The sequence below is a fragment of the Streptomyces sp. A0958 genome, assembly GCF_004795035.1.
GTDB lineage: Bacteria > Actinomycetota > Actinomycetes > Streptomycetales > Streptomycetaceae > Streptomyces.
On sequence record NZ_SSBK01000002.1, the window covers coordinates 308343 to 334658 of the forward strand.

A 26316-nucleotide genomic window follows, 5' to 3' on the forward strand; every position below is an offset into this window, starting at 1 on the left:
CCCTTCCCGGTGTCCCGGCGCTCCCGCCTGTTTCGCCGTACGGTACGTGCTCGAAGCCCGGACGTGGCAACTCTGGCACATCTTCGGACCGGCCCGACGCGCAGGTCCGCGAAGGGAGCATCCGTCCGCTGTCAGGGTAATGGTCCCGTTTTCACGGCTGTTCGGCGGTGAGTGCCCTTTGCCGGTCTTCCGCATGCCCGTACGGCTTTCTCCGCTCCGAGGCCCTGTCCTGGAACGGCGCCCCGTGGAACGGCGCTGCCACCACGGTCCCAGGGACCGTGGTGGCGGGAGAGGGGGTTGCGGCCGGACTCACACGTTCGGGGGTGCTCCCTCGATCGGGCGTCCGAGGATGCCGGGGCGCCGCTGCCAGGGCAGCGGGCCGGCCGGCGGCCGGTAGCCGACGCCGAGCGCGTCGAGCCGGGCGTAGTGCGCGTCCATGCGGCGCTCGAAGCCGGCGAAGTCCCGTTCGGCGGGGGCGGGCAGGGCCGACCAGGCGACCTCGGCGAAGGCGGCGAGGCGGGGGAAGACCTGGTAGTCGACGCGGGAGCGGTTCTGCATGACCTCGGACCAGACGTTGGCCTGGGTGCCGAGGACGTGCCGGGCCGCCTCCTCGCTCAGGGCCGGCGGCACGGGTTCGAAGCGGTAGACGTCCTCCAGCGTGCGGACGTACCCGATGGGCATCGGCTCGTCGGGGCCGCCGTGTTGACGGTGGTCCAGGTACACCTGCTGCTCGGGGCACATCACCACGTCGTGCCCGGCCTCGGCGGCCGCGATGCCGCCCGCGTACCCGCGCCAGGAGGAGACGGCGGCGCCGGGGGCGAGGCCGCCCTCCAGGATCTCGTCCCAGCCGATCAGGCGGCGGCCGCGCGCGGTGAGCCAGGAGTCGAAGTGGCGGATGAACCAGGACTGCAGCTCGTCCTCGTCGGCCAGGCCGAGTTCCTTGATGCGGGCCTGCGCGGTCGGCGACTGCTTCCACTGGTCCTTGGGGCACTCGTCGCCGCCGATGTGGACGAACGGCGAGGTCTCCGGCGGGAAGAGGCCGAGAAGTTCCTCGAAGACGCCCTCGTAGAACCGCAGGACGTGGTCGGTGGGGGCCAGGACGTTCGGTGTGACTCCCCAGTTGTCCCAGACGGTGAGGGCGGCGGTGTCGACGACGTCGGTGTTGCCGAGCTCCGGGTAGGCGCTGATGGCGGCCTGCGAGTGGCCCGGGATGTCGATCTCGGGGACGACCCGGATGTGCCGGGCGGCGGCGTAGGCGACGATCTCGCGGATGTCGTCCTGGGTGTAGTAACCGCCGTGCGGCGTCTCGTCCCAGAGCTCGGAGGCGCGGTGGCCGTACTTCGTACGCGCGCGCCAGGCGCCCACCTCGGTCAGGCGCGGGTAGCGCTTGATCTCGACGCGCCAGCCCTGGTCGTCGCTGAGGTGGAAGTGGAAGACGTTCAGCTTGTGGGCGGCGAGCAGGTCGAGGTAGCGCAGGACGTCGTCCTTGGGCATGAAGTGCCGTGCCACGTCGAGCATCAGGCCGCGCCAGCCGAAGCGGGGCGCGTCCTCGATGTCGGTGAACCCGAAGCCGGCCGTGGTGGCGCCGCTCACGGGGGCCCGGCGGAAGGCCTCGGGGCCCAGCAGCTGGCGCAGTGTCTGGGCGCCCCAGAAGACCCCGGCGGGGCCGCCGCCGGTGATGACGACGCTCTCGTCGGGCCGGGTGGTCAGCCGGTAGCCCTCGGGCGCCAGGGTCTCGTCGGTGCGCAGCACGATCGCGCGCGGGGTGGTGTCGGGGCCGGGGGCCAGGGGCAGGCCGAAGGCGGCGCCCAGGGTGGTGCGCAGCCAGCGTTCGGTGGTCGCGGTGCCGGGGGCCGCCGCGATGGTGGTGGACGGATCGAGGACGAATCCGCACCGCCCCCGGTCGTCGGCGCGCAGGGGCGCCGGGATCAGTTCCATGTCCATGACGTCAGTCCTTAACCGCTCCGCCGAGTCCGGAGACCAGGCGTCGCTGTACGAGTACGAAGAAGACCAGCACGGGCACGGTCATCACCGTCGAGGCTGCCATGATCCCGCCCCAGTCGTTCTCGTCGGGTTTGAAGAAGACCAGCAGCGCCATCGGGAGCGTCGACTGGGAGGTGTCGCTGATGATGAAGGACTTCGCGAACAGGAAGTCGTTCCAGGTCGAGATGAACGAGAAGACGCTGGTCGCCACGAGGCCGGGGAAGACCAGCGGGAAGAGGATCTGCCACAGGAAGCGGGTCCGGCTCGCCCCGTCGATGTACGCGGCCTCCTCCAGGGCCTCGGGGACGGCCCGGACGAAGCCGCGCAGCATCCAGATCGCGAACGGCAGCGAGAAGGCCAGGTGCGGCAGGATCAGCGAGCCGAGCGTGTTCAGCTGCCCGAAGTCCCGCATCAGGAAGAACAGCGGGATGGTCAGCGCCTCGACCGGCACCATCTGCGCGACCAGGAACATGATGAGCAGCGTGGTGCGGAAGCGGAACCTGAACCGGGTGACCGCGGTGGCCGCCAGGAACGCGATGAGCGCGGAGGCGACGACGACCGTGCCGGCGACGAGCAGGCTGTTGAGGAAGTAGCGCCCGAAGTCCTGCTGCTGGAAGACCCGCCGGAAGGAGTCCAGGGACGGCGACAGGGTCCAGGGCCTGGGGTGCGTGGACTGGACCTCGCCCGCCGGTTTGAGGGCGGAGAGCACCATCCAGTACAGCGGGAAGGCGACGGCGGCGGCGATCAGCAGGGCCGCCGCCTCGGCGGCGAGCCGGCCGGGCCGGCGGACGCGCAACAGGGCCGGCAGGCTCACAGTTCCTCCCCCTGGCGCCGTACGAGGCGCAGATACACGAGCGTGACGGCCAGCAGGATCAGCAGCATCACGACCCCGATCGCCGAGCCGAGGCCGTACTGCGAGGACGCGAACGCCTTCTGGTACGCGTACACGTTGAGCACCAGGTTCTGCCCGGCGATGCCGCCGCCGTTGGTCATGACGTAGATCTGCGTGAACACCTTGAAGTCCCAGATGACCGACTGGATGGTGACGACGGTCAGGATCGGCCGCAGCATCGGGGCCATGACCGACCGCCAGATCCGCCACTGCGAGGCGCCGTCCAGCGCGGCCGCCTCCAGCACCTCGGTGGGGATCGCCCGGATGCCCGCGTACACGGTCACCATCACGAACGGGAACGAGCACCACAGGACTTCGAGGAGCACCAGGGTGAACGCGCTGTAGCGCCCGTACGTCCACGAGTGGTCGCCGAGGCCGAGGACCCGGTTGACGGGGCCGAAGTCGGCGTCGAAGAGGAAGACCCAGACGGTGGACCCGGTGATCGCGGGCGTCGCCCAGGCGCCGAGCGCGGCCATCATGAGCGCGAGCCGGGGCACGGCCCGTATCCGGGTCAGCAGGACGGCCAGGGCGCAGCCGACGAAGAGGGTGGCCAGGACGCAGGCGGCGGCGAAGACCACGGTGGCCGCGAGCACCTGCCAGAACTGGCTGTCGCCGAAGAGCGTCGTGTAGTTGCCCAGGCCCTGGAAGGTGGCCGGTTCGCCGCCGCTGACCTGGGCCTGGGTGTACTCCAGGAAGGAGATCAGGCCGAGCTGGTAGATCGGGTAGACCAGCAGCCCGCCGAGCAGGACGAGGGCGGGCAGCAGGTAGAGCCAGGGGGTCCAGCCCGGCCGCCGGGCCGGTGAGGCCGGGCGGCGGCGCGGGCCGCGCGCGGGGCGGCCCGGCGCGGGTGCGGGGGGCGCTTGGTACGCCGTGCTGTTCGCGGTCATCGTCAGCCCGCGTCGGCGAACGCCGCGTCCATCTTCTTCGCGGCGTCGTCCGAGGCCTTCGCCACGTCCTTACGGCCGCTGACGATCTCCTGGAACATCGTGGGCAGGATCAGCGAGGAGTCGATCTGCCCCCAGGCCGGGGAGGCGGGGACGAACTTGGCGCCGGCGCCCAGCGTCTTGACGAACGGTTCGACGAACGGCTCGCGCTCCGCGGCGGCGGCCCGTACGTCTGTGTAGGTCGGCAGGAAGCCCATCGCGTCGAACATCCGCGCCTGGGTCTCCTTGCCGGTCAGCTCCTTCATCAGGTCGACGGCCAGGGTGCGGTGCTCGCTGCTCTTGAGCACGCCGATGTTGTTGCCGCCCGCGAACGCCGGTGCGACGGACCCCTCGGCCACGCCGGGCAGCGGCACCACCGCGTACTTGCCCTTGACGCCGCCGGCCTCGACGGCGGCGTGGCTGAAGTCGCCGCCGATGGCCATGGCGGCCTTGCCGGAGGCGAAGGCGGTGATGGTCGCGTTGCCGCCCATGGCCGCGCACTTGGCGGGCGGGCAGTTGGTGTCGCCGAACAGCGAGGTGTAGGCCTCGATGCCCTTGCGGGCCTTCGCGCTGTTGATGGCCGCCTTGTACGAGGAGCCGTCCTGGTCGGCCAGTTCGCCGCCGTTGGCCCAGATGAACGGCATCGCGCCGTAGGTGTAGGCGCCGCCGACCGCGAGCCCGTACATGCCGGGCTTCTTCCGGTGGATCTTCCTGGCGGTTGAGATCAGTTCGGCCTGGGACTTGGGCGCCTCGATCCCCAGGTCCGCGAAGACGTCGGTGCGGTAGTACAGCGCGCGTACGCCGACGAAGAGCGGGGCCCCGTAGACCTTGCCGTCGACCGTGACGGACTGCTTGGCGGCCGGGTCGGTGTCCTTGGCGTCCGCCCAGTCGCCGAACTCGCCGGTGATGTCGGCGAGTCCGCCGTCCTTGACGTAGCCGGCGGTGTCGGTGTTGCCGTACTCGATGAGGTCGGGGGCGCTCTTGGGGTCGTTGAAGGCGGCCTTGACGCGCTGGGCACGGGTCTCGACCGGGATGTACTCGATCTCGACCTTCGCGTCCTCGTGCGCCTTCTTGAAGGCGGCGACCGCGGTGTCGACGACCTTCTCCTTGGGCTTGTTGCCGACCTCCTGGAACAGCCAGACGCGCAGCGTGCCGGTCTTCTCGTCCCCCTTGGCGCCGGTGTCGGAGGTCTGCGGCGCGCAGGCGGTGGCCGTGAGGCCCGCCAGGACGAGCGCCGCGGCCGGGGCGGCGATTCGGGCAGAAAGCTTCATCCGGGAACCCCTACCGCTAGGCGTTGCAACATGCGCAACGCGCGTTTCGTTCTGCACAACTGGCAGGAGAGTAGGTGCGGACCCGGACGGCGACAAGTGGTCTCCACCACTCTGTGACCCGGCGGAGCAGCCCGTGCAACGCGGACGGCCCGGGACGGCGGAGAACCCCGGGCACGACGGAGAGCTCCGGGCACGACGGAGAGCCCCCGGGGCACGTGGGTGCGTGCCCCGGGGGCTCTCCCGGGTCGTTCAGCTCTTGCCGGTACCGGCTGTCGCTACTTCTTGTCCTTGCCGCCCTTGCCCTTGTCCTTGTCGCCGCCGGCGCCCATGGACTCGTAGATCTCCTTGCACATCGGGCACACCGGGTACTTCTTGGGGTCGCGCCCCGGTACCCAGACCTTGCCGCACAGTGCGACCACGGGGGTGCCCTCAAGGGCGCTCGCCATGATCTTGTCCTTCTGGACGTAATGGGCGTAGCGCTCGTGGTCGCCGTCGCCGTTCGACACCTGCGGCGTCGGCTCCACGAGGGTTCCGGTACCTGCCCCGCGCTCGGGCTCAAGAGTGCTCATAACCGCCAAGCGTACTGAAAGACGGGACATCAGTTCAGCGAAGGGTCGTCCGGATACGTGGCGATCATGGCCAGTTCGCTGCGCTGACGGCGCAGGACCGCACGCCACAGGCCCTCCGGGCGCGGCGAGGAGACGTCTCCGGGTTCCGACTCGACGACGTACCAGGCGCCCTCGGCCAGCTCCGCCTCCAGCTGGCCCGGCCCCCAGCCCGCGTACCCCGCGAAGATCCGCAGCGATCCGACCGCCGCGGCCAGCAGTTCGGGCGGCGCCTCCAGGTCCACCAGGCCGATCGCCCCGTGCACCCGGCGCCAGCCCAGAGGCCCTTCACCGCCCGGGATCACCGCCACGCCGAGCGCCGAGTCAAGCGAGACGGGGCCGCCCTGGAAGACGACCTCCGGCTCGCCGGTCAGGCCGGCCCAGGCCGCCAGGATGTCCGCGACGCCCACCGGGGTCGGGCGGTTGAGGACCACGCCGAGGGAGCCCTCCTCGTCGTGGTCGAGGAGCAGCACGACCGCGCGGTCGAAGTTCGGGTCCGCCAGGGCGGGTGCGGCCACGAGCAGCCGCCCTGTGAGCGAGGACACCTCGGTCATGGCAGAAATGATCCCGCATCTTCGGACCTCGCGGGGGCCAAGTGACCCGCTCGTCGCGCTGGGTGCCCGAGCGCAGCTCAGGGCGCACGGGTGCATGAGGAGCGCACGGCCGGGCCGCCCATCCGGACGGTGACCCTCCGCGAGAGCCGCACAGCAGAGCGTGTTGTGGCGGTTCCTTGACGTTCGTACACCGCCCGTTCCCTTACGGAAGGGGGGTGCGGGCCCATTACCCTTTCGTTTGGCCCCCTGCCCGACCACTCCGGAACGCGAGATTCATGACCGGCACAGACGATGTCCTGCTTGTCCACGGTGGAACCCCGCTGGAGGGCGAGATCCGCGTCCGAGGCGCCAAGAACCTGGTGCCCAAGGCGATGGTCGCCGCGCTGCTCGGCAGCGGGCCCAGCCGGCTGCGCAACGTGCCCGACATCCGTGACGTGCGGGTCGTGCGCGGACTGCTCCAGCTGCACGGGGTGACGGTCCGCCCCGGTGACGAACCGGGCGAGCTGATCCTCGACCCCACCCACGTCGAGAGCGCCAACGTCGCCGACATCGATGCCCACGCCGGCTCGTCGCGCATCCCGATCCTGTTCTGCGGGCCGCTGCTGCACCGTCTGGGCCACGCGTTCATCCCCGGGCTCGGCGGCTGCGACATCGGCGGCCGGCCGATCGACTTCCACTTCGACGTGCTGCGCCAGTTCGGCGCGACGATCGAGAAGCGGGCGGACGGGCAGTACCTGGAGGCCCCGCAGCGGCTGCGCGGCACCAAGATCCGGCTGCCGTACCCGTCGGTGGGCTCCACCGAGCAGGTGCTGCTGACGGCGGTGCTCGCCGAGGGCGTCACGGAGCTGTCCAACGCGGCCGTGGAGCCCGAGATCGAGGACCTGATCTGCGTCCTGCAGAAAATGGGCGCGATCATCTCGATGGACACCGACCGGACCATCCGGATCACCGGTGTGGACCGCCTCGACGGCTATACGCACCGGGCCATCCCGGACCGCCTGGAGGCCGCCTCCTGGGCGTCCGCCGCGCTGGCGACCGAGGGCGACATCTACGTCCGCGGCGCCCAGCAGCGCTCGATGATGACGTTCCTGAACACCTACCGCAAGGTCGGCGGCGCCTTCGAGATCGACGACGAGGGCATCCGCTTCTGGCACCCGGGCGGGGCTCTGAGCGCCATCGCGCTGGAGACGGACGTGCACCCCGGCTTCCAGACCGACTGGCAGCAGCCGCTGGTCGTCGCGCTGACGCAGGCCGCGGGCCTGTCGATCGTGCACGAGACGGTGTACGAGTCCCGGCTCGGCTTCACCTCCGCGCTGAACCAGATGGGCGCGCACATCCAGCTCTACCGCGAGTGCCTGGGCGGCTCGGACTGCCGCTTCGGCCAGCGCAACTTCCTGCACTCCGCGGTCGTCTCGGGCCCGACGAAGCTCCAGGGCGCGGACCTCGTCATCCCGGACCTGCGCGGCGGCTTCTCGTACCTGATCGCCGCGCTGGCGGCCCAGGGCACGTCCCGGGTGCACGGGATCGACCTGATCAACCGGGGTTACGAGAACTTCATGGACAAGCTGGAGAAGCTCGGCGCGAAGGTGGAGCTGCCGGGCGGCTCACTGGTCTGAGCGGCGCCGTTCCGGGGGCCCCGGCCCCGGGCCCCCGGGACACCGCCGATGCCCGCCACACGGCCTGCTGAGGGCCCTGGCGGGCCGAATGCCGAAGGGCGGCCACCCTGGTCGGGGTGGCCGCCCTCCGTCGTGCCCAGGGGGTCTTACTTGCCCTTGGCGGCTTCCTTGAGCTTGGAGCCCGCGGAGACCTTCACGCTGTAGCCGGCCGGGATGTTGATCGGGTCGCCGGTCTGCGGGTTACGAGCGGTGCGAGCGGCACGGTGGGTGCGCTCGAAGGTCAGGAAACCGGGGATGGTGACCTTCTCGTCGCCCTTGGCGACGATCTCACCGACGGTCTCGGCGAGCGCGGCCAGCACGGCGTCGGCGTCCTTGCGGGTCACCTCGGCACGGTCGGCCAGGGCGGCCACCAGCTCACTGCGGTTCATGTTGTTACTCCCGTGTTCTTCTTGCCTGTGAGGCGTGAGATCGAAGCCGATGCTGCCAGGACCCTCGGACAGTCCCCGTACCCGGGTCCGTCCTTCGGATGTCCCAGACCTCGCGCCCTGTGGGGTCTCCCCTGGACGTAGTCCTTGAGGAAGCATCCTGCCCCCACCTGCGGCGGGAAAGCCAATCCGGCACCCTCCGGGAGTCGTACGAAAAGCACCACTGCCTCGTCGTGGTGACGTCTCGTCGACTCCCCCAAAGCGGTCCGCAGCGGGTGCGGGGCTCTGCGGGACGCGTCGCCCGCCCACCCTAAAGGGGCGTTTGGGGCACCGCGACCCGCGACGCGCCGTACGTCAGACGGACGTGGGCCCCGTCACAGCGACTCCGGCCGCCTTGGCGGCGTCCCGGACGGCCCCGGCGACCGCTCCGGCGACCTTGTCGTTGAAGACCGACGGGATGATGTAGTTCGCGTTGACCTCGTCCTCGGCGACCACGTCGGCCAGGGCGCGGGCGGCGGCGAGCATCATCTCCGTGTTGACGGTGCGGGACTGGGCGTCCAGCAGTCCGCGGAACACCCCGGGGAAGACCAGCACGTTGTTGATCTGGTTGGGGAAGTCCGAACGGCCGGTGGCGACAACTGCCGCGGTGCGGCGGGCGATCGCCGGGTCGACCTCCGGGTCCGGATTCGCGAGCGCGAACACGATCGCGCCGTCCGCCATGGCCGCCACGTCGTCCCCGTCCAGCACGTTGGGGGCGGAGACGCCGATGAAGACGTCGGCGCCGACGACGGCCTGCTTGAGGGTGCCGGTGACGCCCTCGGGGTTGGTGTTGTCGGCGATCCAGCACAGCGGCGAGTCGGGGTCGGCGGACCGCAGGTCCTCGCGGCCCGAGTGCACCACGCCATGGATGTCGGCGACCACGGCGTGCTTGACGCCGGCGGCGATGAGGAGCTTGAGGATCGCCGTGCCGGCCGCGCCGGCACCGGACATGACGACCCGCACGTCCCCGATCGACTTGCCCACCACGCGCAGCGCGTTGGTCAGCGAGGCCAGGACGACGATGGCGGTGCCGTGCTGGTCGTCGTGGAAGACGGGGATGTCCAGCGCCTCGCGCAGCCGGGCCTCGATCTCGAAGCAGCGGGGCGCGGAGATGTCCTCCAGGTTGATGCCCGCGAAGCCGGGCGCGATGGCCTTGACGACCTCGACGATGGTGTCGGTGTCCTGGGTGTCCAGGCAGATCGGCCAGGCGTCGATGCCGGCGAAGCGCTTGAAGAGGGCCGCCTTGCCCTCCATCACGGGCAGCGCGGCCTTGGGGCCGATGTTGCCGAGGCCGAGCACCGCGGAGCCGTCCGTCACGACTGCGACGGAGTTGCGCTTGATGGTGAGGCGGCGGGCGTCCTCGGGGTTCTCGGCGATCGCCATGCAGACGCGGGCCACCCCGGGGGTGTAGATCATCGAGAGGTCGTCGCGGTTGCGGATGGGGTGCTTGGACGCCATCTCGATCTTGCCGCCGAGGTGCATGAGGAACGTACGGTCGGAGACCTTGCCGAGGACGACGCCCTCGATGGCGCGCAGGCCGACGACGATCTCGTCCGCGTGCGCCGTGGAGGAGGCCGCGATCGTGACGTCGATCCGAAGCTTCTCGTGGCCGGAAGCGGTCACGTCGAGGCCGGTGACCGAACCGCCGGAGGACTCCACGGCCGTGGTGAGCTGGGAGACCGCTGTGCCGCTCGCGGGCACCTCCAGCCTTACCGTCATCGAGTAAGAGACGCTGGGCGCCGTTGCCATGGCCGAGTCCTTCGCTTTCCTTAGCTTCATTGCTATGCGTGTCCGAAGCCCGAGCAGGCCCGTTACCGGACACGCCTTCCGATATTCGCACCTACCGACGAGTAGCCGTTAATGACTGTCGCAGCGCGGAAACTTTTTTCCACCATACGAGAAAGAGCGGGCGCAGCGGAACCCCTGCCCGTGAACGCGAAGGGGCCGAGCGCGAAGGGGCCGAGCGTGAAGAGGGCCCGAACGCGAAGAGGCCCGCGTCACCGGAAGGTGACGGGGGCCTCTTCTTCAGTTGAACGGCACCGACCCGCCATGCTCGCCTCGCGGCAAGTGGTCGCTCGAAGCGACTAAGGTTGGGCCCGGGGGCTTGGATCGAGCCGGTGCCGCTTTCCAGGCTAACAAACCCCCCGGAGAAGTGATTCCCGCGGCGCAGGTTGACCGAAAAGGTTCGCCGGAAGCCCCGCGGCCTCAGTCCCTGAGCAGGTCCGGAACCCCGTCCTCGTCCGGCAGGTCCCGCTCCCCCGAGACCACCGTGAGCTGCTGCGTCGCCCGGGTCAGCGCCACGTACAGCACCCGCAGCCCCGCCGGGGACTCGTCCGCGATCTCCGCCGGCGAGACGACCACCGTGGCGTCGTACTCCAGGCCCTTCGCCTCCAGGCTGCCCAGCGCCACCACCCGCTCGCCCAGCTCCGCGAGCCACTCGCGGGCCTGCGCGCGCCGGTTCATCGCCACGACGACGCCGACCGTGCCGTCCACCTCGCCGAGCAGCCGCCGCGCCTCCTCGCGCACGGTGCCGGCCAGGTCGCCACCGCGTACGGTCTCGAAGCGCGGGACCACGCCCGTGGAGCGGACCGCCGCCGGTGACTCCATGCCCGGCATCGCGAGCGCCAGCACCTTCGCGGCCAGCTCGGCGATCTCCGCCGGGTTGCGGTAGTTGACCGTCAGCGTGAAGTGCCGGCGCGGACGGTTGCCCAGCGCCTCGTCACGGGCGGCCGACGCCTCGTCCGGGTCGGACCAGGAGGACTGCGCCGGGTCCCCGACGATCGTCCAGGTGGCGTGCCGGCCGCGCCGGCCGACCATCCGCCACTGCATGGGCGTGAGGTCCTGCGCCTCGTCCACGATGACGTGCGCGTACTCCGTGCGCTCCGCCGCGAGCCGTTCGGCCCGCTCCCACTGGGTCTCCTCGCGCCTCGGCATCAGCTCCTCCAGGCCGGTGAGCTGGTCCAGCGGGTCCGCCTCGCGCTTGCGTTTGGGGCGGCTGGGGGTGCCCAGCAGCGTCTGGAGCTCGTCCAGGATCGCCACGTCGTGGACCGAGAGCGGCCCCTGCCCCGCGGCGTCCAGGCGCTTGAGGGAGCGCGCGAGCCGGCGCACCTCGCCCTGGTTGAGGGTGCGCCGCGCCCACCGGGCGAGCCGCTTCTCGTCGGCCATCGCCGCGAGCACCCCGCGCGGGGTGAGCTCGGGCCACCAGGCGTCCAGGAATTCGATGAACGGCGTCTCGGTGGACACGTCCTCGTCGAACGACGAGCGCAGCTCGGCCGCCAGCTCCGGGTCGGTGTAGCGGCCCCGGCCGGAGGAACGGTTCCACAGCGCGTCGAGCAGCAGCCGGCGGGCGCGCGGACGCAGCAGGTTGACCGGTGCGGTGCCGCTGAGCACGTTGTTGCGGATGCGCCGCAGCTCGTCCTCCAGCAGCTCGACGCGGGCGCCGAAGGCCACCACGCGCAGCCGGGTGGGCGTGCCCGTCCGCTGCGGGGCCTCCTCCACCCCGCCGAACTCCAGCTGCCCGTCCTGGGGCGCGGCCGGCCGGGGCGCCGGCTGCTCCAGCGCGCCGCGCGCCGCCTTGCGCAGCACCGGGAGCATCCGCGAGGAACCCTTGATCCGGGCGACGGCCGGCTCGTCGTAGGTGGTGGCACCGTCCGGCCCCGCCGCCTCGTCGGAGAGCGAGCCGACGGCACGGATGGCGACCTGGCCCTCCTCGCCGAGCGAGGGCAGTACGCCTTCGGTGTACGAGACCAGCAGCGGCGTGGGCGAGACGACGAGGATGCCGCCCGCGTACCGGCGCCGGTCCTGGTAGAGCAGGTACGCGGCCCGGTGCAGGGCGACCGCGGTCTTGCCGGTGCCGGGGCCGCCGGAGACCTCGGTGACGGAGGCGGCGGGCGCCCGGATCACGAGGTCCTGCTCGGCCTGGATGGAGGAGACGATGTCCCGCATGGTGTGGCTGCGGGCCTGTCCGAGCGCCGCCATCAGGGCGCCGTCGCCGACGACCGGGAGCTTGTCGCCGCCCAGGTACGCGGTCAGCTCGGGGCGCATCAGGTCGTCCTCGACGCCGAGGACCCGGCGGCCCTTGGAGCGGATGACGCGGCGGCGGACCACCCGGCCGGGCTCCTTGGGCGTGGAGCGGTAGAACGGCGCGGCGGCCGGCGCGCGCCAGTCGATGACGAGCGGGGCGTAGTCGGAGTCGAGGACCCCGATGCGGCCGATGTGCAGCGTCTCGACGATGTCGGCGGTGCCGTCCTCGCGCACCACGTCGTCGGCGGGTTCGACGGAGGTGAACGCGCCGTCCGGGCCGCGCTCTCCGTCCTTGCCGAGCAGCAGGTCGATCCTGCCGAAGAGGAAGTCCTCGAACTCGCTGTTCAGCCGGTTGAGGTGGATTCCGGCGCGGAACACCTGGGCATCGCGCTCGGCGAGCGCCCCCGGCGTCCCGACCTGGCCGCGTTGGACGGCGTCGTTCATGAGAAATTCCGCCTCGTGGATCTTCTCCTCAAGGCGGTGGTACACACGGTCGAGATGTTCCTGCTCGACACCGATCTCCCGGTCCCGCAGCGAATCGACAGCGGCATCCTGCGCGGCCACCGAGGCCCCCTTCTGACGTGCATTGGGCAGCCGTCAAGCCTATGCGACGGAGGCCCTTCGCGCACCTGCCGCCCCGCCCGCGCGGGGCGCGTCCGGATATCGATTGCGTGACGGGGCCCCGGGGCGCGCCGGCGGTGCCGGGACGGCCGCGTCAACTCCCCTCATACGATGACCGGATGAACGCCCACTCGCGCGATGCCCGGCTCCTGGCCGGTTCCCCGGTGCTCCGCCCCTGGCTGCCGGGCGACCTCGGGGTGCTGCTCGACGCCTACCGCGATCCGGCGATCCGGGCCGGCTCGCGCGCGCCCCTGGCGGACGAGGCGGCGGCCGCCCAGTGGCTGCGGGCCCAGGACGAGGGCCGGGCCTCGGGCCTCCGGTACAGCTTCGCGGTGGTGGACCCGGCGCTCGGGGACGGCCCGGTGGGGAACGTCGCCCTCTCCTTGCCGGCGCCCGGCTCGCCCTCGGCCGAGGTGGGGTACTGGACGGCGGCGCCCGCGCGCGGCCGGGGCCTCGCCCCGCGGGCCCTCGAAGCGCTCTCCGGCTGGGCGCTCACGGAGTTCGCCGGGGACGGGCTCGTACGTCTTGAGCTGCTGCACCAGGTGGAGAACGGGGCGTCGTGCCGGGTGGCGGAGAAGGCCGGGTACGGCTTCACGGAGCTGCTGCCCCCGTGCCCGCCGTGGCCGGGCGAGGGCCACCTCCACACGCGCCTCGCATAACCGCTCTCAGCCCTCCGCGCCGGTCACCGGGCCGTCGTGCAGGATGCGCTGGAAGAGCCGGTGGTCGCGCCACGCGCCGTCGATGTGGAGGAAGCTCGGCGCCATGCCGAACTCCTCGAACCCGCACTTGGCGAGGACCCGCTGGGACGCCGTGTTGTCCAGTACCGTGCCCGCCTCGATCCGGTGCAGCCGCAGCTCGTCCCGGGCCAGCTCGCAGATCCTGCGCACCGCCGCGGTGGCCAGGCCCCGGCCCGCGAGGTCCACGTCGACCCAGTAACCGAGGACGGCGCTGCGGAAGGCGCCGAACGCGATGGCGTTGAGCGTGAACGCGCCGACCGCCCGGTCCCCGGCGTCGCAGAGCACCCAGGGCATCGACCTCCCCGCCGCCCGGTCCGCCAGCAGCCCGGCCAGCCGCTCGCGCTGGCCCTCCGGCGTGTAGAAGGAGTCGGGCCGCACGGGCTCCCAGGGCTTCATGTACGCACGGCTGCGGGTCAGCGAGGCGGCGAGACAGGCGGCGTCGGCCACCGAGGCGGGGCGCAGCCCGGTCTCGGCGTCGAGCGGGTGGACGTCATCGATCATGACCGCACGCTATCCGGGCCGCCGATGCCGTGGACGCTCGCGTAGGCGGCTGAGCGTCCCGGCCATGGAGCGGGCCCCCGCCGGCCGCTTCACTGGACCCGTGACCACCAACCGGGCCGACCGGCCGACCCCCGCGCTCCACCGCCTCGTCCTCGGCGCCGCCGCCGTCACCACCGGTCTGATGGCGGGCACCTTCTACGTCTTCTCCTGTGCGGTGATGCCCGCGCTCGGGCGCAGCGACGACCGGACCTTCATCGAGGTCATGAGGAACATCAACGACGTCATGGAGAACCCGGTCTTCTTCGCCGGGTTCTTCGGCGCCCCGGTGCTGACCGCCGTCGCCGCCTGGCAGCACCGCCGCGCCCCGGGCCCGCGCCGGTGGCTGCTGGCCGCGCTCGCGGTGTACACCGTGGCGTTCCTGCTCACCTCGGGCGTCAGCGTGCCCCTCAACAACGCCCTCGCGGACGCCGGGGACCCCGCGCGCCTGGCCGACCCGGCCGCCGTACGGGACCGGTTCGAGGACGCCTGGAGCGCCTGGAACACCGTGCGCGCCCTCCTGTGCACCGCCGCGCTCGCGCTCCTGCTGCGCGCCCCGTACGCCGGTGCGCGCCGCCCTGCTCAGGAGCCGGCGTACTCGGCGTCGGCGGCCGGGTCCAAGGCCAGGCGGTAGCCGCGTTTGACCACGGTCTGGATCAGCAGGGGCGTCCCCAGCGCGGTGCGCAGCCTGGCCATCGCGGTCTCCACGGCGTGCTCGTCCGTACCGCTGCCGGGCAGGGCGCGCAGCAGGTCGGCGCGGGGGACCACCCAGCCCGGCCTGCGGGCCAGGGCGTGCAGCAGGGCCATCCCGGCGGGCGGCACCGCGCGCGGCTCGTCGTCGACCAGGACGGCGTGGCCGCGGATCTCGACGCGGTGGCCGGCGACGGGCAGCGTACGGGCGCGGGCGGGCAGTTCGCGGCAGACGAGCTGGACGAGCGGGCCGAGCCGGAAGCGTTCCGGCTGGACGGTGTCGATGCCGCGCTCCTGCAACGGCACGGCGGTGACCGGGCCGACGCAGGCCGGTACGACGTCGCAGCGCAAAGCGGTCACGACCTCGGCCAGCAGCCCGCGCTCCTCGGCCCGGCCCAGCAGCGAGGCGGCGGCCGGGGCGCTGGTGAAGGTCAGCGCGTCCAGGCCGCGCGCGACGGTGAGGTCCAGGAGCCGGTCGAGGGGCGCGATGTCCTCCGGCGGCATCCAGCGGTAGACGGGGACGCCGACGACCTCGCCGCCGGCCGCCCGCAGCGACTCCACGAAGCCGGGGAGGGGTTCGCCGTGCAGCTGGAGGGCGACGCGGCGGCCCTCGACGCCCTCCGCGAGGAGCCGTTCCAGCACCTCCGCCATGGACTCGGACGCCGGTGACCAGGCCTCGGTCAGCCCGGCGGCCCGGACCGCGCCCTTCACCTTGGGGCCGCGCGCCAGGAGTTCGGCGCCGCGCAGGGTCTCCAGGAGCCGGTCCCCGATGCCCCAGCCGTCGGCGGCCTCGATCCAGCCCCGGAAGCCGATCGCGGTGGTCGTGACGACCACGTCGGGGGTGTGGGCGATCAGTTCCTCGGTGGCGGCGAGCAGTTCGCTGTCGTCGGCGAGCGGCACGATCCGCAGGGCGGGGGCGTGCACCACGGTGGCGCCCCGGCGCCGCAGGAGTGTGCCCAGCTCCTCCGCCCGGCGCGCGGCGGTGACGCCGACCGTGAAGCCCGAAAGGGGCCCGTGCTGTTCGTCGTCGTGCTGTCCGTCGTGCATGAGGTGTACCCGGCTCTCGTCCCGCTGCTGCTCGATGGTGCGGCGGACCGAGCCTGCCAACGCCGCGTGACAGACCCGGTTCAGCCGTGTTTCCCGCTCGTTACGCCACCCGGCACCGCCCGTCCATCATCACACCTCGGCACGGCTGAGCCGGGGCTCCACCGGGACGGCCGCGGCAGGGCGGACGTATACCGCCCAGGTGAGCCCGGGTCCGGTGCTCGATCGGCCGGACAGGCGTTGGCGGGGTCAGTGCCGGGCGCGGGGCTTGGCGGCCCCGTTGGGCCAGAGCCTCGGGCGGCGCTTCGCGGCGACGTCCTCGACCCAGCCGACGGAGACGATCATCAGCCCGATCAGCGGCCAGATGAGGATGAGCGCCAGGGTGTTGTACGAGGCGTCTATGTACGTGCCGAGGTGGTCACCGACCCACGGCACGTCCCACAGCAGGTCGATGATCGGGAAGGCGGCCATCAGCAGCAGGTTGTGCCAGAGGTAGATGGTCACCGCCCGGTTGTTGGCGAGCGTGACCAGGCTGTCCCAGCCGGCCAGCCGGCCCGGCAGCTCCCGCCAGGAGGGCGCGTACTGGAGCAGGATCACGCAGAAGCCCAGCGACCAGGTGGCCTGGGCGAGCGGGATCTCGTCCAGGTTCCAGCCCTCCTCGGTGAGGTGGCCGGAGGCCCACCACAGGGCGAAGGCCATGAGGATCGCGGCGAGCGAGACCGCGAGGTAGCGCGGGACGGTCTTCAGCAGCCCGTCGTTGTGCGCGAAGCCGAGAATCCAGCAGGAGCCGAACACCGCGAAGTCGACCAGCCCCTCACCGGCCGTGCCCGGCACGGTGACCAGGCCGGTGCCGATGACGGCGGTGAGCCCGATCGGGGCGAGCAGCGTCACCCAGGGCAGCTTCCGGAACGCCTTCAGCAGCAGCGGGGAGGCCAGCACGAACCACAGGTAGGCGCGGATGTACCAGAGCGGCCCGATCGCCTGCTCGGCCCAGGAGGACTCCAGGAGGCCGCTCTCGGAGCCGTTCTCCCAGGGGAAGGGCGGGGTGCCGATCGGGAACACGTAGCAGGCCAGCTTGAGGAACCACCAGATGCCCTCCTCCCGCACAGGCTTCCAGCCGAGCAGGAAGACCACCGGTACGACGACGGCGACGAACGCCCACATCGGCGGCAGCAGCCTGCGCACCCGGCTGCGGATGACGCTCCACGCGGGCCGCGACAGCGACCGGGCCATCAGCGAGCCGGCCAGCGCGAACATGACGCCCATGGACGGGAAGACGATGGTCAGCCACGCCCAGCCGAAGAGGTGGAAGACCACGACACGGACCAGGGCGACGGACCGCAGCAGGTCGAGATAGCGGTCCCGGCCCCCCTTGGCCGGCGCCTGCGCGGGCGCCGGCTCGGGGGCGGGCGCGAGAGTCGCCGTGTGCGCGGGCTCCTGGACCCAGGGCTCCGGCTCCTGAACCCACGGCTCCGGCTGCTGGACCCAAGGCTCCGGCTGCTGGACAAAGGGCTCCGGCTGCCGGGCCCACGGCTCGGGCTGCTGGACCCACGGCGCCGGGTCGGCCGGCTGCGCCCGCTCCTGCGGCTGCTGCGCCGGGAACGGCACGGTGTGCGGCTCCCCGTGCGGCTGCTGCGGGTACCCGGAGGAGTGGTTCGGGTAGGTCATGCGACGGGCCTCCGGTCGTTGCTGCGCCTGCTCTGGGCCGGCATCGAACCGGGCGCCTCGACGACCCCCGTACGGCGCAGCTTCTGCCAGCGCAGCCGGCCGCCGGTGAGAGCGGTGATCCAGGACTGGAGCAGCACCACGTACATGAGCTGCCGGTAGAGGATCTGCTGGAGGGGCAGCGAGATCAGATGGGTCATGCGCTCCCGGTCGAGCCGGAAGGCGTACGCGGCGCAGACGAACTGCACCGCGAGGACGCCGAACCACGCGATGACGGTCTTCTCGGTGGGGCCGAAGACGATCCCGTACAGCAGGAAGACGTCGATGAGGGGGGCGAGCAGCGGGGCGACGACCATGAACAGGGCGACGAAGGGCAGTCCGACGCGTCCGAAACGGCCCGAGGCACCGCGCTCGACGACCGCGCGGCGGTGCTTCCAGATCGCCTGCATGGTGCCGTACGACCAGCGGTAGCGCTGCGACCAGAGCTGCTGGACGGTCTCCGGCGCCTCGGTCCAGGCGCGGGCGTTCTCCGCGTACACGACGCGCCAGCCGTCCCGGTGCAGGGCCATGGTGACGTCGGTGTCCTCGGCGAGGGTGTCCTCGCTCATGCCGCCGATCCGGTCCAGCGCGTCCCGGCGGAACGCCCCGACCGCACCTGGGATGGTGGGCATGCAGCGCAGCAGGTCGTACATGCGGCGGTCGAGGTTGAAGCCCATCACGTACTCGATGTGCTGCCAGGCGCCGATGAGCGAGTCGCGGTTGCCGACCTTGGCGTTGCCCGCTACGGCCCCGACGCGCGGGTCGGCGAAGGGCTGGACCAGCTCGCGGACGGTGGACGGCTCGAAGACCGTGTCGCCGTCCATCATCACGATGATGTCGTTGCGGGCGTGCGCGATGCCGTTGTTCAGGGCGGCGGGCTTGCCCGCGTTGCGCTGGCGCACCACCCGGACGTTCGGCAGGCGCATCCGCTGGACGATGTCCGCGGTGTCGTCCGTGGAACCGTCGTCGATCACGATGACTTCGACCGGATAGTCACTTGCCAGGAGCGAGCGCACCGTGTTCGCGATGCACTTGCTCTCGTTGTACGCGGGCACCAGGACGGTCACCGGGCGGGTGAGCGGTTCACCCCAGCGGAAGCCACGTCTGCGGACCCGGCGGGCGTGCGCGAAGGACAGCAGCAGCATCAGCCCGAAGCGGGCGAAGACCAGCACACCGATGACGGCGAGGCCGACCACCATCACACCGGTGATGTGCTCCGAGACGTCCACGGCGTAGACGAACGCCTTGCCCTTCCACAGGTCGAACCCGGTGACCGGGGTGTGCGCGCTGGGGGCGCCGAGGGCGTCGGTGAGGTTGGTGAACGTGTAGCCCTGCTTCTGCATCTTCGGCAGGAACTTCCCCAGGGCGGTGACGGTCTGGGACCGGTCGCCTCCGGAGTCGTGCATCAGGATGATCGCGCCCTTGCCGTGCTTGGGCGTGGCCCGCTCGATGATCGCCCTGACGCCCGGCCGCTTCCAGTCCTCGCTGTCGGTGTTGTTGACGACGGTGAGGTAGCCGCGGCTGCCGATGTACTGGGTGACCGGCCAGGACTTGTTGTCCATGGCGTCGGCGTACGAGGAGTAGGGCGGCCGGAACAGCGAGGTGCGGATGCCGGCCGCGCCCGCCAGCACCAGCTGGTTCTGGGACAGCTCCCAGTCGATGCGGCCGGTGGACTGGTAGGAGAGGTCGGGGTGGTTGAAGGTGTGCAGCCCGACCTCGTGGCCCTCCTTGACCATGCGTTCGACCAGGTCCGGGTAGCGCGAGGCCATGGTGCCGGTGACGAAGAAGACGCCGTGCGCGTCGTACTTCTTCAGCTCGTCCAGCACCTTCGGCGTCCACACCGGGTCCGGGCCGTCGTCGAAGGTCAGCACGATCCGGTGGTCCGGTATGCGCAGGGTCTTCGCGGGCTCGGTGGTGCTCCGGGCGTCGATGACCGGCCCGCCCTCCAGCACCTGATCGGGCACCCGGTCCGTGGCGACCGGCGGCCGGATGCGGTGGTCGGCGAGGATTTCGCTGTGCACGTAGCCACGCAGCATCAACATGGCGAGCAGGGCAACGAGAAACAGGAGGGGCAGCATGTAGCGCATGGGAAGTCTGCGCCGACGGGTCTGCTTCTTCCTGTGGTTGTTGCGCCTGCCCCGGGTGGCAGGGGTGGGCATCTAGTTGGCGCCTTCTCGTTCTTCCGCGGGCGGGTCCGGGGGCTCGGCGGTGGGAAGCGTGGTGTCGGAGACCGGCGGGTCCGGATCGGCGACCGGGGTTCCGGCGTCGGCGGGCCGCCCGGAGGCCGTCGTCTCCCCGGACGGTGTGCTGCCGCCGCTGCTCCCGGCCGTGCCCGTGTCGCCCTTCGGGGTGACGCGGGTCGAGACGGAGGAGCTGGTCCCCGGGGCCGTGGAGCGTTCGGTGCCGGTGCCGCCGGGCAGGGCCGCGCTGCCCTGCGGCTGCGGGACGGACGGGGGGGCGCTGGTGCTCGCACCGGCGGAGGCGCCGGTGCTGGGGCTCGCGTCGGGCGAGGCGGGCGCCTGCACCTCTTCCGTCTTCTGGTGATCCTCGTGGCCGGAGATCGGGAGGGAGGGGGCGCTGGAGTTGCCGCCGAGCACGGCGATCACCAGGGTCACCGCGTAACAGACGAAGACCGCGGCCAGGACCCAGCCGAGCCGGCGCAGCGTCTTGCCGCGCCGACCGCTCTCGTCGACGAAGACGGGGCCGTCGGAGCCATCCGGAGCACTGGGTTCCGGGAGGAGCTCGGAGAGCTGCCGTCCCAGGCCGTCCAGTTGGATGGTGACTTCGTTCGGCTCGTGTGTGTGCCCCGCATGGGCACCTTCGCGCCAATTTTCCACTGTTGTACGCACTTCCCCCACTCAGGATCGGGTGCGCACAACTGACCGGTCGTGTGTCTCCGGACCAGGCCCCCACCCTGGCCACGAGCCCCATACCACGTGCACCCGGTCCATGAATGTAGCGCACGCCGGGGACAGTCCGAACCCGCTGACCGGTGTTGTTCGTCGTTGTTCGTCATGAGAGATACATCTGTTTTCGAACCGTGCTGCGCCCGCCGCCCCCCGCGGGTGGGCGGCGGGAGCGCGGAACGGGCGCGCACGCCGGGCGTGCACGCCCTTCGCGCCGGGTCGGCTCCCGGCGACCGCGGGCACACGACGCGAGGACCCCGCTGCCGGTGGCAACGGGGTCCTCGTTCACATGGGAATTGTGGAGATGGCGGGAATCGAACCCGCGTCCAACGGTGCGGAACCAGGGCTTCTCCGAGTGCAGTCCGCTACGCTTTTCTCGGCCTCGGAGGTCACGCGGACAAGCCTCCGACAGGCCCAGTCACTGTTTGATTTCCTTCTGAGTCCCGTGACCGGACTCAGAAGTTTAGATCCCTTGTTGATGCCAGGGTCCGGGTCGGGACCACCCCCGGGCTGACACTCCGCAGAGTCTTCGCTAGCTGCTAATTAGGCAGCAAGGGCGAAGGCGGAGGAATCGCGCTTGGAATTGGCGATTATTGGTTGCGACATATGGTTTACGAGATCATTGCCGCTTCCTCGACTCGCTTCCCCTGCTTCGACATCCGCTGTCGAAACCGATCATCCCCATGTTGTTTTTTCAAAGGTGGTACACACCCTCCGTGGGGTGCGCTCCCATCGTACGTGACCAACGCACGACGATGCCAGCCTATTCCTGCCGGACCGGCCGGCGGCCGGTGCCGGGGCCCGCTCAGGCGCTCCGCTGGCGGCGGCGGGCCGCCGCGATCGCGCGGTTCGTCTCCCTGGTGTCCTGCTTCTCGCGCAGAGTCTGGCGCTTGTCGTACTCCTTCTTGCCCTTCGCGAGCGCGATCTCGACCTTGACCCGGCCGTTGAGGAAGTACAGGGCGAGCGGCACGATCGTGTGCCCGGTCTCCTGCGACTTCGACTCCAACTTGTCGATCTCGGCCCGGTGCATCAGCAGCTTGCGCTTGCGCTTGGCGGAGTGGTTGGTCCAGGTGCCCTGGACGTACTCCGGCACGTGGATGTTGTGCAGCCACGCCTCGCCGCCGTCGATCTGGACGAAGCCGTCGACCAGGGACGCCCGGCCCATGCGCAGCGATTTGACCTCGGTGCCCATGAGCACGAGGCCGCACTCGTAGGTGTCGAGGATGGTGTAGTCGTGGCGCGCCTTCTTGTTCTGCGCGATGAGCTTGCGCCCGGTGTCCTTTTCCTTAGCCATAGTGCGCCCATTTTCGCACTACGACCCGCCCCCGAGGCCACTCAATACCGTCTCGGCCCGCTCCTGGGCCCGCGAGCTGACCGCGAGGTCCGGTGTGATGCCCTTGCCGTCGACCCCGCGCCCGGCCGGCGTGCGGTAGTGGCCCACGGTCAGCTCGGCCACCGAACCGCCGGCCAGCTTGCTCGGCATCTGGACGGAGCCCTTGCCGAAGGTGCGCGAGCCGACCGTGACCGCGCGGCCCCGGTCCTGGAGGGCGCCCGTCACCAGCTCGGCCGCGCTCATGGTGCCGCCGTCGACGAGGACGACGACGGGGCGCTCGGTGTCGCCGCCCGCCCGCGCGTACAGGGCGTGCTGCTCACCGTGCACGTCGTACGTGGCGACCAGGCCGCCGTCCAGGAAGGCGGAGGCCGCGGTGACCGCCTCGGTGACGAGCCCGCCCGGGTTGCCGCGCAGGTCCAGCAGCACGCCGACGCCCGCCGGCGCCTCCCGGACCGCGTCGCGCACCGCCGTACCCGAGCCCTTGGTGAACGAGCCGACCTCGATCAGCACGGCCCCGGACGCCCCGGAGCCCTCCGCCCCGATCCGCCGCACGGTCACCGCCTCGACGGCGAGCCGGGCCCGGCGCAGCGTCTCGGTCCGGGTGACGGTCCCGCGCCGGACGCCCAGGCTGACCGTGCTCCCCGCCTTGGCGCCGGTGGCGTCGCCGCGCAGCAGCGCCACCACGTCGGAGACCGGCAGGCGGTCGACGCGACGGCCGTCGACCGTGCGGAGCAGGTCGCCGGAGCGGATGTCCGCCCGCTCGGCCGGGCTGCCCGGCTGGACGCGGGAGACGGAGACCTGCCCGTCGGCGGAGCGCCTGGCGGCGAGCCCGACGCCGGTGTACGTGCCGTCGAGGGCCTGCTCGAACTCCTGGTACTCCCGCTCGTCGTACACCGCACCCCAGCGGTCGCCGCTGCGGCTGACGGCCTCCTCGGCCGCCTCCGTACCGGACTTGCCGTCGGCGACCGCCTCGGCGGCGGCCTCGGCCACCGCGTCGCGGTCGGCGGTGGCGGCGACGGACCGGGTGTGCACCGGGGGTTCCTGTTTCTCCCCGTAGGGCAGCGCACCGGTCGCGGCCCCAGCGGCGAGGACGCTCGCGAAGACCAACGTCAGGGCCGCCCCGCGGCGCAGACCGCGGGGCCCGACGCGACAACCGGGGTCCGACATGGCGCTGATTCTAGGGGGTGTCCCGTCGATCAGGGGCGGACCCGGCCCTGATCGACGGGACACCCCTGGGACAACGTCCTGGGGGCGCATGGCGTGTTGGGTGCGCGCCTCAGGGGGCGCACGTCACACCTTCAGGTACTTGCGCAGCGCGAAGAGAGCGGCGACTGCGGGCATCAGAAGGCCGATCGCCAGCACCAGCGGCAGCTTGGTGAGGACCGCGTCCCAGCCGATGAAGTCGATCAGATTCAGCTTGTCCTGGAGGGCGAGTCCGCCGTCGATCAGGAAGTAACGCCCGGCCAGCAGCATGACGCACGCCAGCACGCCGCCGATCAGCCCGGCGAACGCGGCCTCCATGATGAACGGCGCCTGGATGTAGAAGCCGGAGGCGCCGACGAGCCGCATGATGCCGGTCTCCCGGCGCCGGCTGAACGCGGAGACGCGGACGGTGTTGACGATCAGCATCAGCGCGATGACGAGCATCAGCGCCATCACGAACAGCGCGGCGACGTTCATGCCGTTCATCAGGCCGAAGAGGTTGTCCAGGATGCTTCTCTGGTCCTGGACCGACTGCACCCCGTCCCGCCCGGCGAAGGCGGTGGCGACCACCTTGTACTTGGTCGGGTCGTGCAGCTTGACGCGGAAGGACTCCGGCATCTGGTCCGGCGTGATGTTGCCCGCCATCGGGGAGTCGCCGAACTCCTCCTGGTAGTGCTTGTACGCCTCGTCGGAGGACTCGTAGAGCACCTTCTCGACGACGTCCATCTTCTTGAGATCGGCTTCGATCTCGTTCTTCTGCTGCTTGGTGACCGCACCCTTGGCGCACTGGACCACCGTCTCCGCGTCGCCCTTGCCGCAGAGGTAGATGGAGACGTTGACCTTGTCGTACCAGTAGTCCTTCATCGTGCTGACCTGCTCGCGCATGAGCAGCGCGCCACCGAACAGGGCGAGCGAGAGGGCGACGGAGACGACGACGGCGAAGGTCATCGTGAGGTTGCGACGGAGGCCGACGCCGATCTCCGACAGGACGAACTGGGCGCGCATGGCGTCCTTTCAGTGCTGGGTGCTCAGTGCTGGTAGCCGTAGACGCCGCGCGCCTGGTCGCGTACGAGACGGCCCTTTTCGAGCTCGATGACGCGTTTGCGCATCTGGTCGACGATGTTCTGGTCGTGGGTCGCCATGATCACGGTGGTGCCGGTCCGGTTGATCCGGTCCAGCAGCTTCATGATGCCGACCGAGGTCTGCGGGTCGAGGTTGCCGGTCGGCTCGTCCGCGATCAGCAGCATGGGCCGGTTGACGAAGGCCCGCGCGATCGCCACGCGCTGCTGCTCACCACCGGAGAGCTCGCCGGGCATCCGGTCCTCCTTGCCGCCGAGTCCGACGAGGTCGAGGACCTGCGGCACGGCCTTGCGGATCTCGCCGCGCGGCTTGCCGATCACTTCCTGGGCGAACGCCACGTTCTGGGCGACGGTCTTGTTCGGCAGCAGCCGGAAGTCCTGGAAGACGGTGCCCAGCTGGCGGCGCATGTGCGGCACCTTCCAGTTGGACATGCGCGCGAGGTCCTTGCCCAGGACGTGGACCGCCCCCGTACTGGCGCGTTCCTCGCGCAGGATGAGTCGCATGAAGGTGGACTTGCCGGAGCCGGATGAGCCCACCAGGAAGACGAACTCGCCCTTCTCGATATCGAGAGACACATCCCGGAGAGCGGGACGGCTCTGCTTCGGGTAGGTCTTGGAGACGTTGTCGAATCGGATCACGGATGCACCACGGTCGGCCGGGAGTAGGTGAGCGTGACCATACGCGAACCGGGCTGACGCGTGCAGGCACGCGTACCGGGATGGGTGTTTTACGGTGAAACGGCCCCGATTCCGGGGCGGTGCGGCGGGGAAGCCGGCCGGGGCGTGCCCGGCGGGACGGGCCGAAACGCCCGCGAGCTGGCACAGTGGTAGGGGAACGGTTGCGTTTCCGTGAGCGTTGTGCGGAGAGATTGCTTGTGCGGCTCCGCCGCGCGGGAGGAGGAAAGCGCATGACCTATGACCGACTGGTGTGCGCGAACTGCGCGGCGCCCGTGACCGAGGGCCGCTGCCCCGTGTGCCGGGCGAGCCGCGAGCGGATGCGGGAGCAGGGACAGGGCCCGTTCGCCGGGCTCAGCCCCGTGATGCTGGCCGCCCTGCTGGTGGTGTTCCTGGGCGCCCTGGCCCTGCTGGCCCACCAGACCGTGTAACCGACACCTGCCACCGGCCCACGCGGGAGGGGCCCGGACCGCCGATGGCGCGCCGATGGCGGTCCGGGCCCCTCTCGTAGCTCCGCGTCAGCGGCCTCAGGCGGCCGTGCGGCTGTTCACCAGGCGCGGCAGGAAGCGGAAGCCGATGCCTCCGGCGATCATCGTCGCGGCGCCGACCAGCAGGAACGTGGTCTCGGCCGCACCGGTCTCGGCGAGCTCGTCCTTGCCCTTGCCCTGCTCGACCGGCTGGTTGCCGACCGAGTCAGTGTCGGTGTTGCCGCCGCCGCCGGACGTGCCGGTCTGACCGGCGGTGGCGCTGCCGTCACCGGGGGTCGTCGGGTCCGTGGTCGGGTCGGTCGATCCGGTCGGGTCCGTCGTCGGGTCCGTTGTCGGGTCCGTCGGGTCCGTCGGGTCCGTGGTGGGGTCCGTCGGGTCGGTCGGGTCCGTGGTGGGGTCGGTCGGGTCCGTAGGCGGGTCGGTCGGATCGGTCGGCGGGTCCGAGGGGTCCGTCGGGTCCGTAGGCGGGTCCGAGGGGTCCGTCGGGTCGGTCGGCGGGTCACTCGGGTCGGTCGGATCGGTCGGCGGGTCCGTCGGCTCGCATCGCGGGTCGAGCGGGCTGCACGGGTCGCCGTCGTCGCCCGGGTCGTCGGCCGACGACTGGACGCCGATCTCCACGCCCGCGACCTTGACGCCGATGCCGGCCGCCTGCGCCGCACCCGCGGCGGTCAGCGAGGCACCCGCGGCGATGACCGCGCAGGCCGCTATCCGCGCGACGCGTACGCGCGTCTTCTTCGTCATGTACTGCTACCCCCAGTAGCCGTTCTCGTCAGTGGAGCAGCGGTGTACGGGGTGGTCGTCCGGCGGGGTTCGCTCCGAGCGCCGGCCCACGTGGTGCCGTGGCCATGCCGCCCGCCCCCGCTCACAACCGTCCAGACATACACACGCTGCCCCAGCACCCTTTCCAGAGTTAAGGAGAACGTCAAGGCCGTTCCGGGGCTGTATGCCCGGTTTCATGGGGAGTTGAC

General features: G+C 71.2%; 23 protein-coding genes and 1 other RNA gene. 4 read left to right on the top strand and 20 right to left on the bottom strand.

Annotated features, from left to right (window positions below; all coding sequences use genetic code 11):
- Positions 1-309: 309 nt before the first annotated feature.
- From E6P78_RS03470 to E6P78_RS03495, 6 genes are all read right to left on the bottom strand, one after another.
- Positions 310-1944 (bottom strand): beta-N-acetylhexosaminidase, encoded by a 1635-nt coding sequence (locus tag E6P78_RS03470; protein ID WP_136201984.1) that lies wholly within the window; start codon positions 1942-1944, stop codon positions 310-312.
- Between the two features lie 4 nt (positions 1945-1948).
- On the bottom strand, positions 1949-2797 hold the full coding sequence (locus tag E6P78_RS03475; RefSeq protein WP_136201985.1) for a carbohydrate ABC transporter permease: 849 nt from the start codon (positions 2795-2797) through the stop codon (positions 1949-1951).
- Complete coding sequence (locus E6P78_RS03480) at positions 2794-3762, bottom strand: sugar ABC transporter permease (RefSeq protein WP_136201986.1); 969 nt, start codon at positions 3760-3762, stop codon at positions 2794-2796. Before E6P78_RS03480 ends, E6P78_RS03475 begins: the two co-directional genes overlap by 4 nt.
- Positions 3763-3764: 2 nt before the next feature.
- Positions 3765-5069 carry an extracellular solute-binding protein gene (locus tag E6P78_RS03485; protein WP_136201987.1) on the bottom strand — a complete coding sequence of 435 codons (1305 nt, stop codon included), beginning with the start codon at positions 5067-5069 and terminating at the stop codon, positions 3765-3767.
- 275 nt (positions 5070-5344) lie between these two features.
- Positions 5345-5638 carry a DUF3039 domain-containing protein gene (locus E6P78_RS03490; protein ID WP_072484142.1) on the bottom strand — a complete coding sequence of 98 codons (294 nt, stop codon included), beginning with the start codon at positions 5636-5638 and terminating at the stop codon, positions 5345-5347.
- Positions 5639-5667: 29 nt separating this feature from the next.
- Positions 5668-6228: a YqgE/AlgH family protein gene (locus tag E6P78_RS03495; RefSeq protein WP_136201988.1), complete on the bottom strand. Its 561-nt coding sequence runs from the start codon at positions 6226-6228 to the stop codon at positions 5668-5670.
- A gap of 275 nt (positions 6229-6503) precedes the next feature.
- Between E6P78_RS03495 and murA the strand changes: the two genes are divergently transcribed.
- Positions 6504-7844 (top strand): UDP-N-acetylglucosamine 1-carboxyvinyltransferase, encoded by a 1341-nt coding sequence (gene murA, locus E6P78_RS03500; RefSeq protein WP_136201989.1) that lies wholly within the window; start codon positions 6504-6506, stop codon positions 7842-7844.
- Between the two features lie 146 nt (positions 7845-7990).
- Here the strand turns inward: murA and E6P78_RS03505 are convergent, their stop codons facing one another.
- The 3 genes from E6P78_RS03505 to E6P78_RS03515 all read right to left on the bottom strand — a co-directional run bounded on the left by E6P78_RS03505 (position 7991) and on the right by E6P78_RS03515 (position 12895).
- Positions 7991-8272 (bottom strand): HU family DNA-binding protein, encoded by a 282-nt coding sequence (locus E6P78_RS03505; protein WP_003968811.1) that lies wholly within the window; start codon positions 8270-8272, stop codon positions 7991-7993.
- 351 nt (positions 8273-8623) lie between these two features.
- Entirely contained in the window at positions 8624-10057 is a 1434-nt protein-coding gene (locus E6P78_RS03510; protein ID WP_136201990.1) for an NAD-dependent malic enzyme, read from the bottom strand.
- A gap of 456 nt (positions 10058-10513) precedes the next feature.
- Complete coding sequence (locus E6P78_RS03515) at positions 10514-12895, bottom strand: UvrD-helicase domain-containing protein (protein WP_136201991.1); 2382 nt, start codon at positions 12893-12895, stop codon at positions 10514-10516.
- A 176-nt stretch (positions 12896-13071) separates the two neighbouring features.
- Between E6P78_RS03515 and E6P78_RS03520 the strand changes: the two genes are divergently transcribed.
- Positions 13072-13611: a GNAT family N-acetyltransferase gene (locus E6P78_RS03520; protein ID WP_136201992.1), complete on the top strand. Its 540-nt coding sequence runs from the start codon at positions 13072-13074 to the stop codon at positions 13609-13611.
- 6 nt (positions 13612-13617) lie between these two features.
- Here the strand turns inward: E6P78_RS03520 and E6P78_RS03525 are convergent, their stop codons facing one another.
- Entirely contained in the window at positions 13618-14190 is a 573-nt protein-coding gene (locus E6P78_RS03525) for a GNAT family protein (protein ID WP_136201993.1), read from the bottom strand.
- Positions 14191-14290: 100 nt separating this feature from the next.
- On the opposite strand from E6P78_RS03525, the gene E6P78_RS03530 reads away from it, so the two are divergent.
- The gene (locus tag E6P78_RS03530; protein WP_136201994.1) at positions 14291-14860 is read left to right on the top strand and encodes an anthrone oxygenase family protein; all 570 of its coding nucleotides are present in this window, start codon (positions 14291-14293) and stop codon (positions 14858-14860) included.
- Here E6P78_RS03530 and E6P78_RS03535 read toward each other — a convergent pair.
- From E6P78_RS03535 to ftsE, 9 genes are all read right to left on the bottom strand, one after another.
- The gene (locus tag E6P78_RS03535) at positions 14809-15963 is read right to left on the bottom strand and encodes a uroporphyrinogen-III synthase (protein ID WP_136202060.1); all 1155 of its coding nucleotides are present in this window, start codon (positions 15961-15963) and stop codon (positions 14809-14811) included. The genes E6P78_RS03530 and E6P78_RS03535 overlap by 52 nt on opposite strands.
- 246 nt (positions 15964-16209) lie before the next feature.
- Positions 16210-17628 carry an acyltransferase family protein gene (locus tag E6P78_RS03540; RefSeq protein WP_136201995.1) on the bottom strand — a complete coding sequence of 473 codons (1419 nt, stop codon included), beginning with the start codon at positions 17626-17628 and terminating at the stop codon, positions 16210-16212.
- Positions 17625-19823, bottom strand: coding sequence for a glycosyltransferase (locus E6P78_RS03545; protein ID WP_136201996.1), 2199 nt, complete (start codon positions 19821-19823; stop codon positions 17625-17627). The genes E6P78_RS03540 and E6P78_RS03545 overlap by 4 nt, the downstream gene beginning before the upstream one ends.
- Positions 19824-20501, bottom strand: coding sequence for a hypothetical protein (locus tag E6P78_RS03550; protein ID WP_136201997.1), 678 nt, complete (start codon positions 20499-20501; stop codon positions 19824-19826).
- A gap of 365 nt (positions 20502-20866) precedes the next feature.
- Positions 20867-21253, bottom strand: a transfer-messenger RNA (tmRNA) gene (gene ssrA / locus E6P78_RS03555).
- 122 nt (positions 21254-21375) lie between these two features.
- Entirely contained in the window at positions 21376-21864 is a 489-nt protein-coding gene (gene smpB / locus E6P78_RS03560; protein ID WP_136201998.1) for an SsrA-binding protein SmpB, read from the bottom strand.
- Between the two features lie 18 nt (positions 21865-21882).
- The gene (locus tag E6P78_RS03565) at positions 21883-23070 is read right to left on the bottom strand and encodes a S41 family peptidase (protein WP_136201999.1); all 1188 of its coding nucleotides are present in this window, start codon (positions 23068-23070) and stop codon (positions 21883-21885) included.
- Between the two features lie 123 nt (positions 23071-23193).
- Positions 23194-24111 carry a permease-like cell division protein FtsX gene (gene ftsX, locus E6P78_RS03570; protein ID WP_136202000.1) on the bottom strand — a complete coding sequence of 306 codons (918 nt, stop codon included), beginning with the start codon at positions 24109-24111 and terminating at the stop codon, positions 23194-23196.
- 23 nt (positions 24112-24134) lie between these two features.
- Positions 24135-24824, bottom strand: a complete 690-nt coding sequence (gene ftsE, locus E6P78_RS03575; RefSeq protein ID WP_026242629.1) for a cell division ATP-binding protein FtsE — start codon at positions 24822-24824, stop codon at positions 24135-24137.
- 269 nt (positions 24825-25093) lie between these two features.
- Between ftsE and E6P78_RS03580 the strand changes: the two genes are divergently transcribed.
- The gene (locus E6P78_RS03580; protein ID WP_136202001.1) at positions 25094-25291 is read left to right on the top strand and encodes a hypothetical protein; all 198 of its coding nucleotides are present in this window, start codon (positions 25094-25096) and stop codon (positions 25289-25291) included.
- A gap of 96 nt (positions 25292-25387) precedes the next feature.
- Here E6P78_RS03580 and E6P78_RS03585 read toward each other — a convergent pair whose 3' ends face one another.
- Positions 25388-26089: an LPXTG cell wall anchor domain-containing protein gene (locus E6P78_RS03585; RefSeq protein WP_136202002.1), complete on the bottom strand. Its 702-nt coding sequence runs from the start codon at positions 26087-26089 to the stop codon at positions 25388-25390.
- Between the last annotated feature and the right edge of the window lie 227 nt (positions 26090-26316).

What these genes read in the sequence shown, in the direction of transcription:
- E6P78_RS03470 (WP_136201984.1), bottom strand. Translation starts at nt 1,944, where the DNA reads ATGGACATGGAACTGATCCCGGCGCCCCTGCGCGCCGACGACCGGGGG.
- E6P78_RS03480 (WP_136201986.1), bottom strand. Translation starts at nt 3,762, where the DNA reads ATGACCGCGAACAGCACGGCGTACCAAGCGCCCCCCGCACCCGCGCCG.
- E6P78_RS03485 (WP_136201987.1), bottom strand. Translation starts at nt 5,069, where the DNA reads ATGAAGCTTTCTGCCCGAATCGCCGCCCCGGCCGCGGCGCTCGTCCTG.
- E6P78_RS03490 (WP_072484142.1), bottom strand. Translation starts at nt 5,638, where the DNA reads ATGAGCACTCTTGAGCCCGAGCGCGGGGCAGGTACCGGAACCCTCGTG.
- E6P78_RS03495 (WP_136201988.1), bottom strand. Translation starts at nt 6,228, where the DNA reads ATGACCGAGGTGTCCTCGCTCACAGGGCGGCTGCTCGTGGCCGCACCC.
- murA (WP_136201989.1), top strand. Translation starts at nt 6,504, where the DNA reads ATGACCGGCACAGACGATGTCCTGCTTGTCCACGGTGGAACCCCGCTG.
- E6P78_RS03505 (WP_003968811.1), bottom strand. Translation starts at nt 8,272, where the DNA reads ATGAACCGCAGTGAGCTGGTGGCCGCCCTGGCCGACCGTGCCGAGGTG.
- E6P78_RS03510 (WP_136201990.1), bottom strand. Translation starts at nt 10,057, where the DNA reads ATGGCAACGGCGCCCAGCGTCTCTTACTCGATGACGGTAAGGCTGGAG.
- E6P78_RS03520 (WP_136201992.1), top strand. Translation starts at nt 13,072, where the DNA reads ATGAACGCCCACTCGCGCGATGCCCGGCTCCTGGCCGGTTCCCCGGTG.
- E6P78_RS03525 (WP_136201993.1), bottom strand. Translation starts at nt 14,190, where the DNA reads ATGATCGATGACGTCCACCCGCTCGACGCCGAGACCGGGCTGCGCCCC.
- E6P78_RS03535 (WP_136202060.1), bottom strand. Translation starts at nt 15,963, where the DNA reads ATGCACGACGGACAGCACGACGACGAACAGCACGGGCCCCTTTCGGGC.
- E6P78_RS03540 (WP_136201995.1), bottom strand. Translation starts at nt 17,628, where the DNA reads ATGACCTACCCGAACCACTCCTCCGGGTACCCGCAGCAGCCGCACGGG.
- E6P78_RS03545 (WP_136201996.1), bottom strand. Translation starts at nt 19,823, where the DNA reads ATGCCCACCCCTGCCACCCGGGGCAGGCGCAACAACCACAGGAAGAAG.
- smpB (WP_136201998.1), bottom strand. Translation starts at nt 21,864, where the DNA reads ATGGCTAAGGAAAAGGACACCGGGCGCAAGCTCATCGCGCAGAACAAG.
- E6P78_RS03565 (WP_136201999.1), bottom strand. Translation starts at nt 23,070, where the DNA reads ATGTCGGACCCCGGTTGTCGCGTCGGGCCCCGCGGTCTGCGCCGCGGG.
- ftsX (WP_136202000.1), bottom strand. Translation starts at nt 24,111, where the DNA reads ATGCGCGCCCAGTTCGTCCTGTCGGAGATCGGCGTCGGCCTCCGTCGC.
- E6P78_RS03580 (WP_136202001.1), top strand. Translation starts at nt 25,094, where the DNA reads ATGACCTATGACCGACTGGTGTGCGCGAACTGCGCGGCGCCCGTGACC.
- E6P78_RS03585 (WP_136202002.1), bottom strand. Translation starts at nt 26,089, where the DNA reads ATGACGAAGAAGACGCGCGTACGCGTCGCGCGGATAGCGGCCTGCGCG.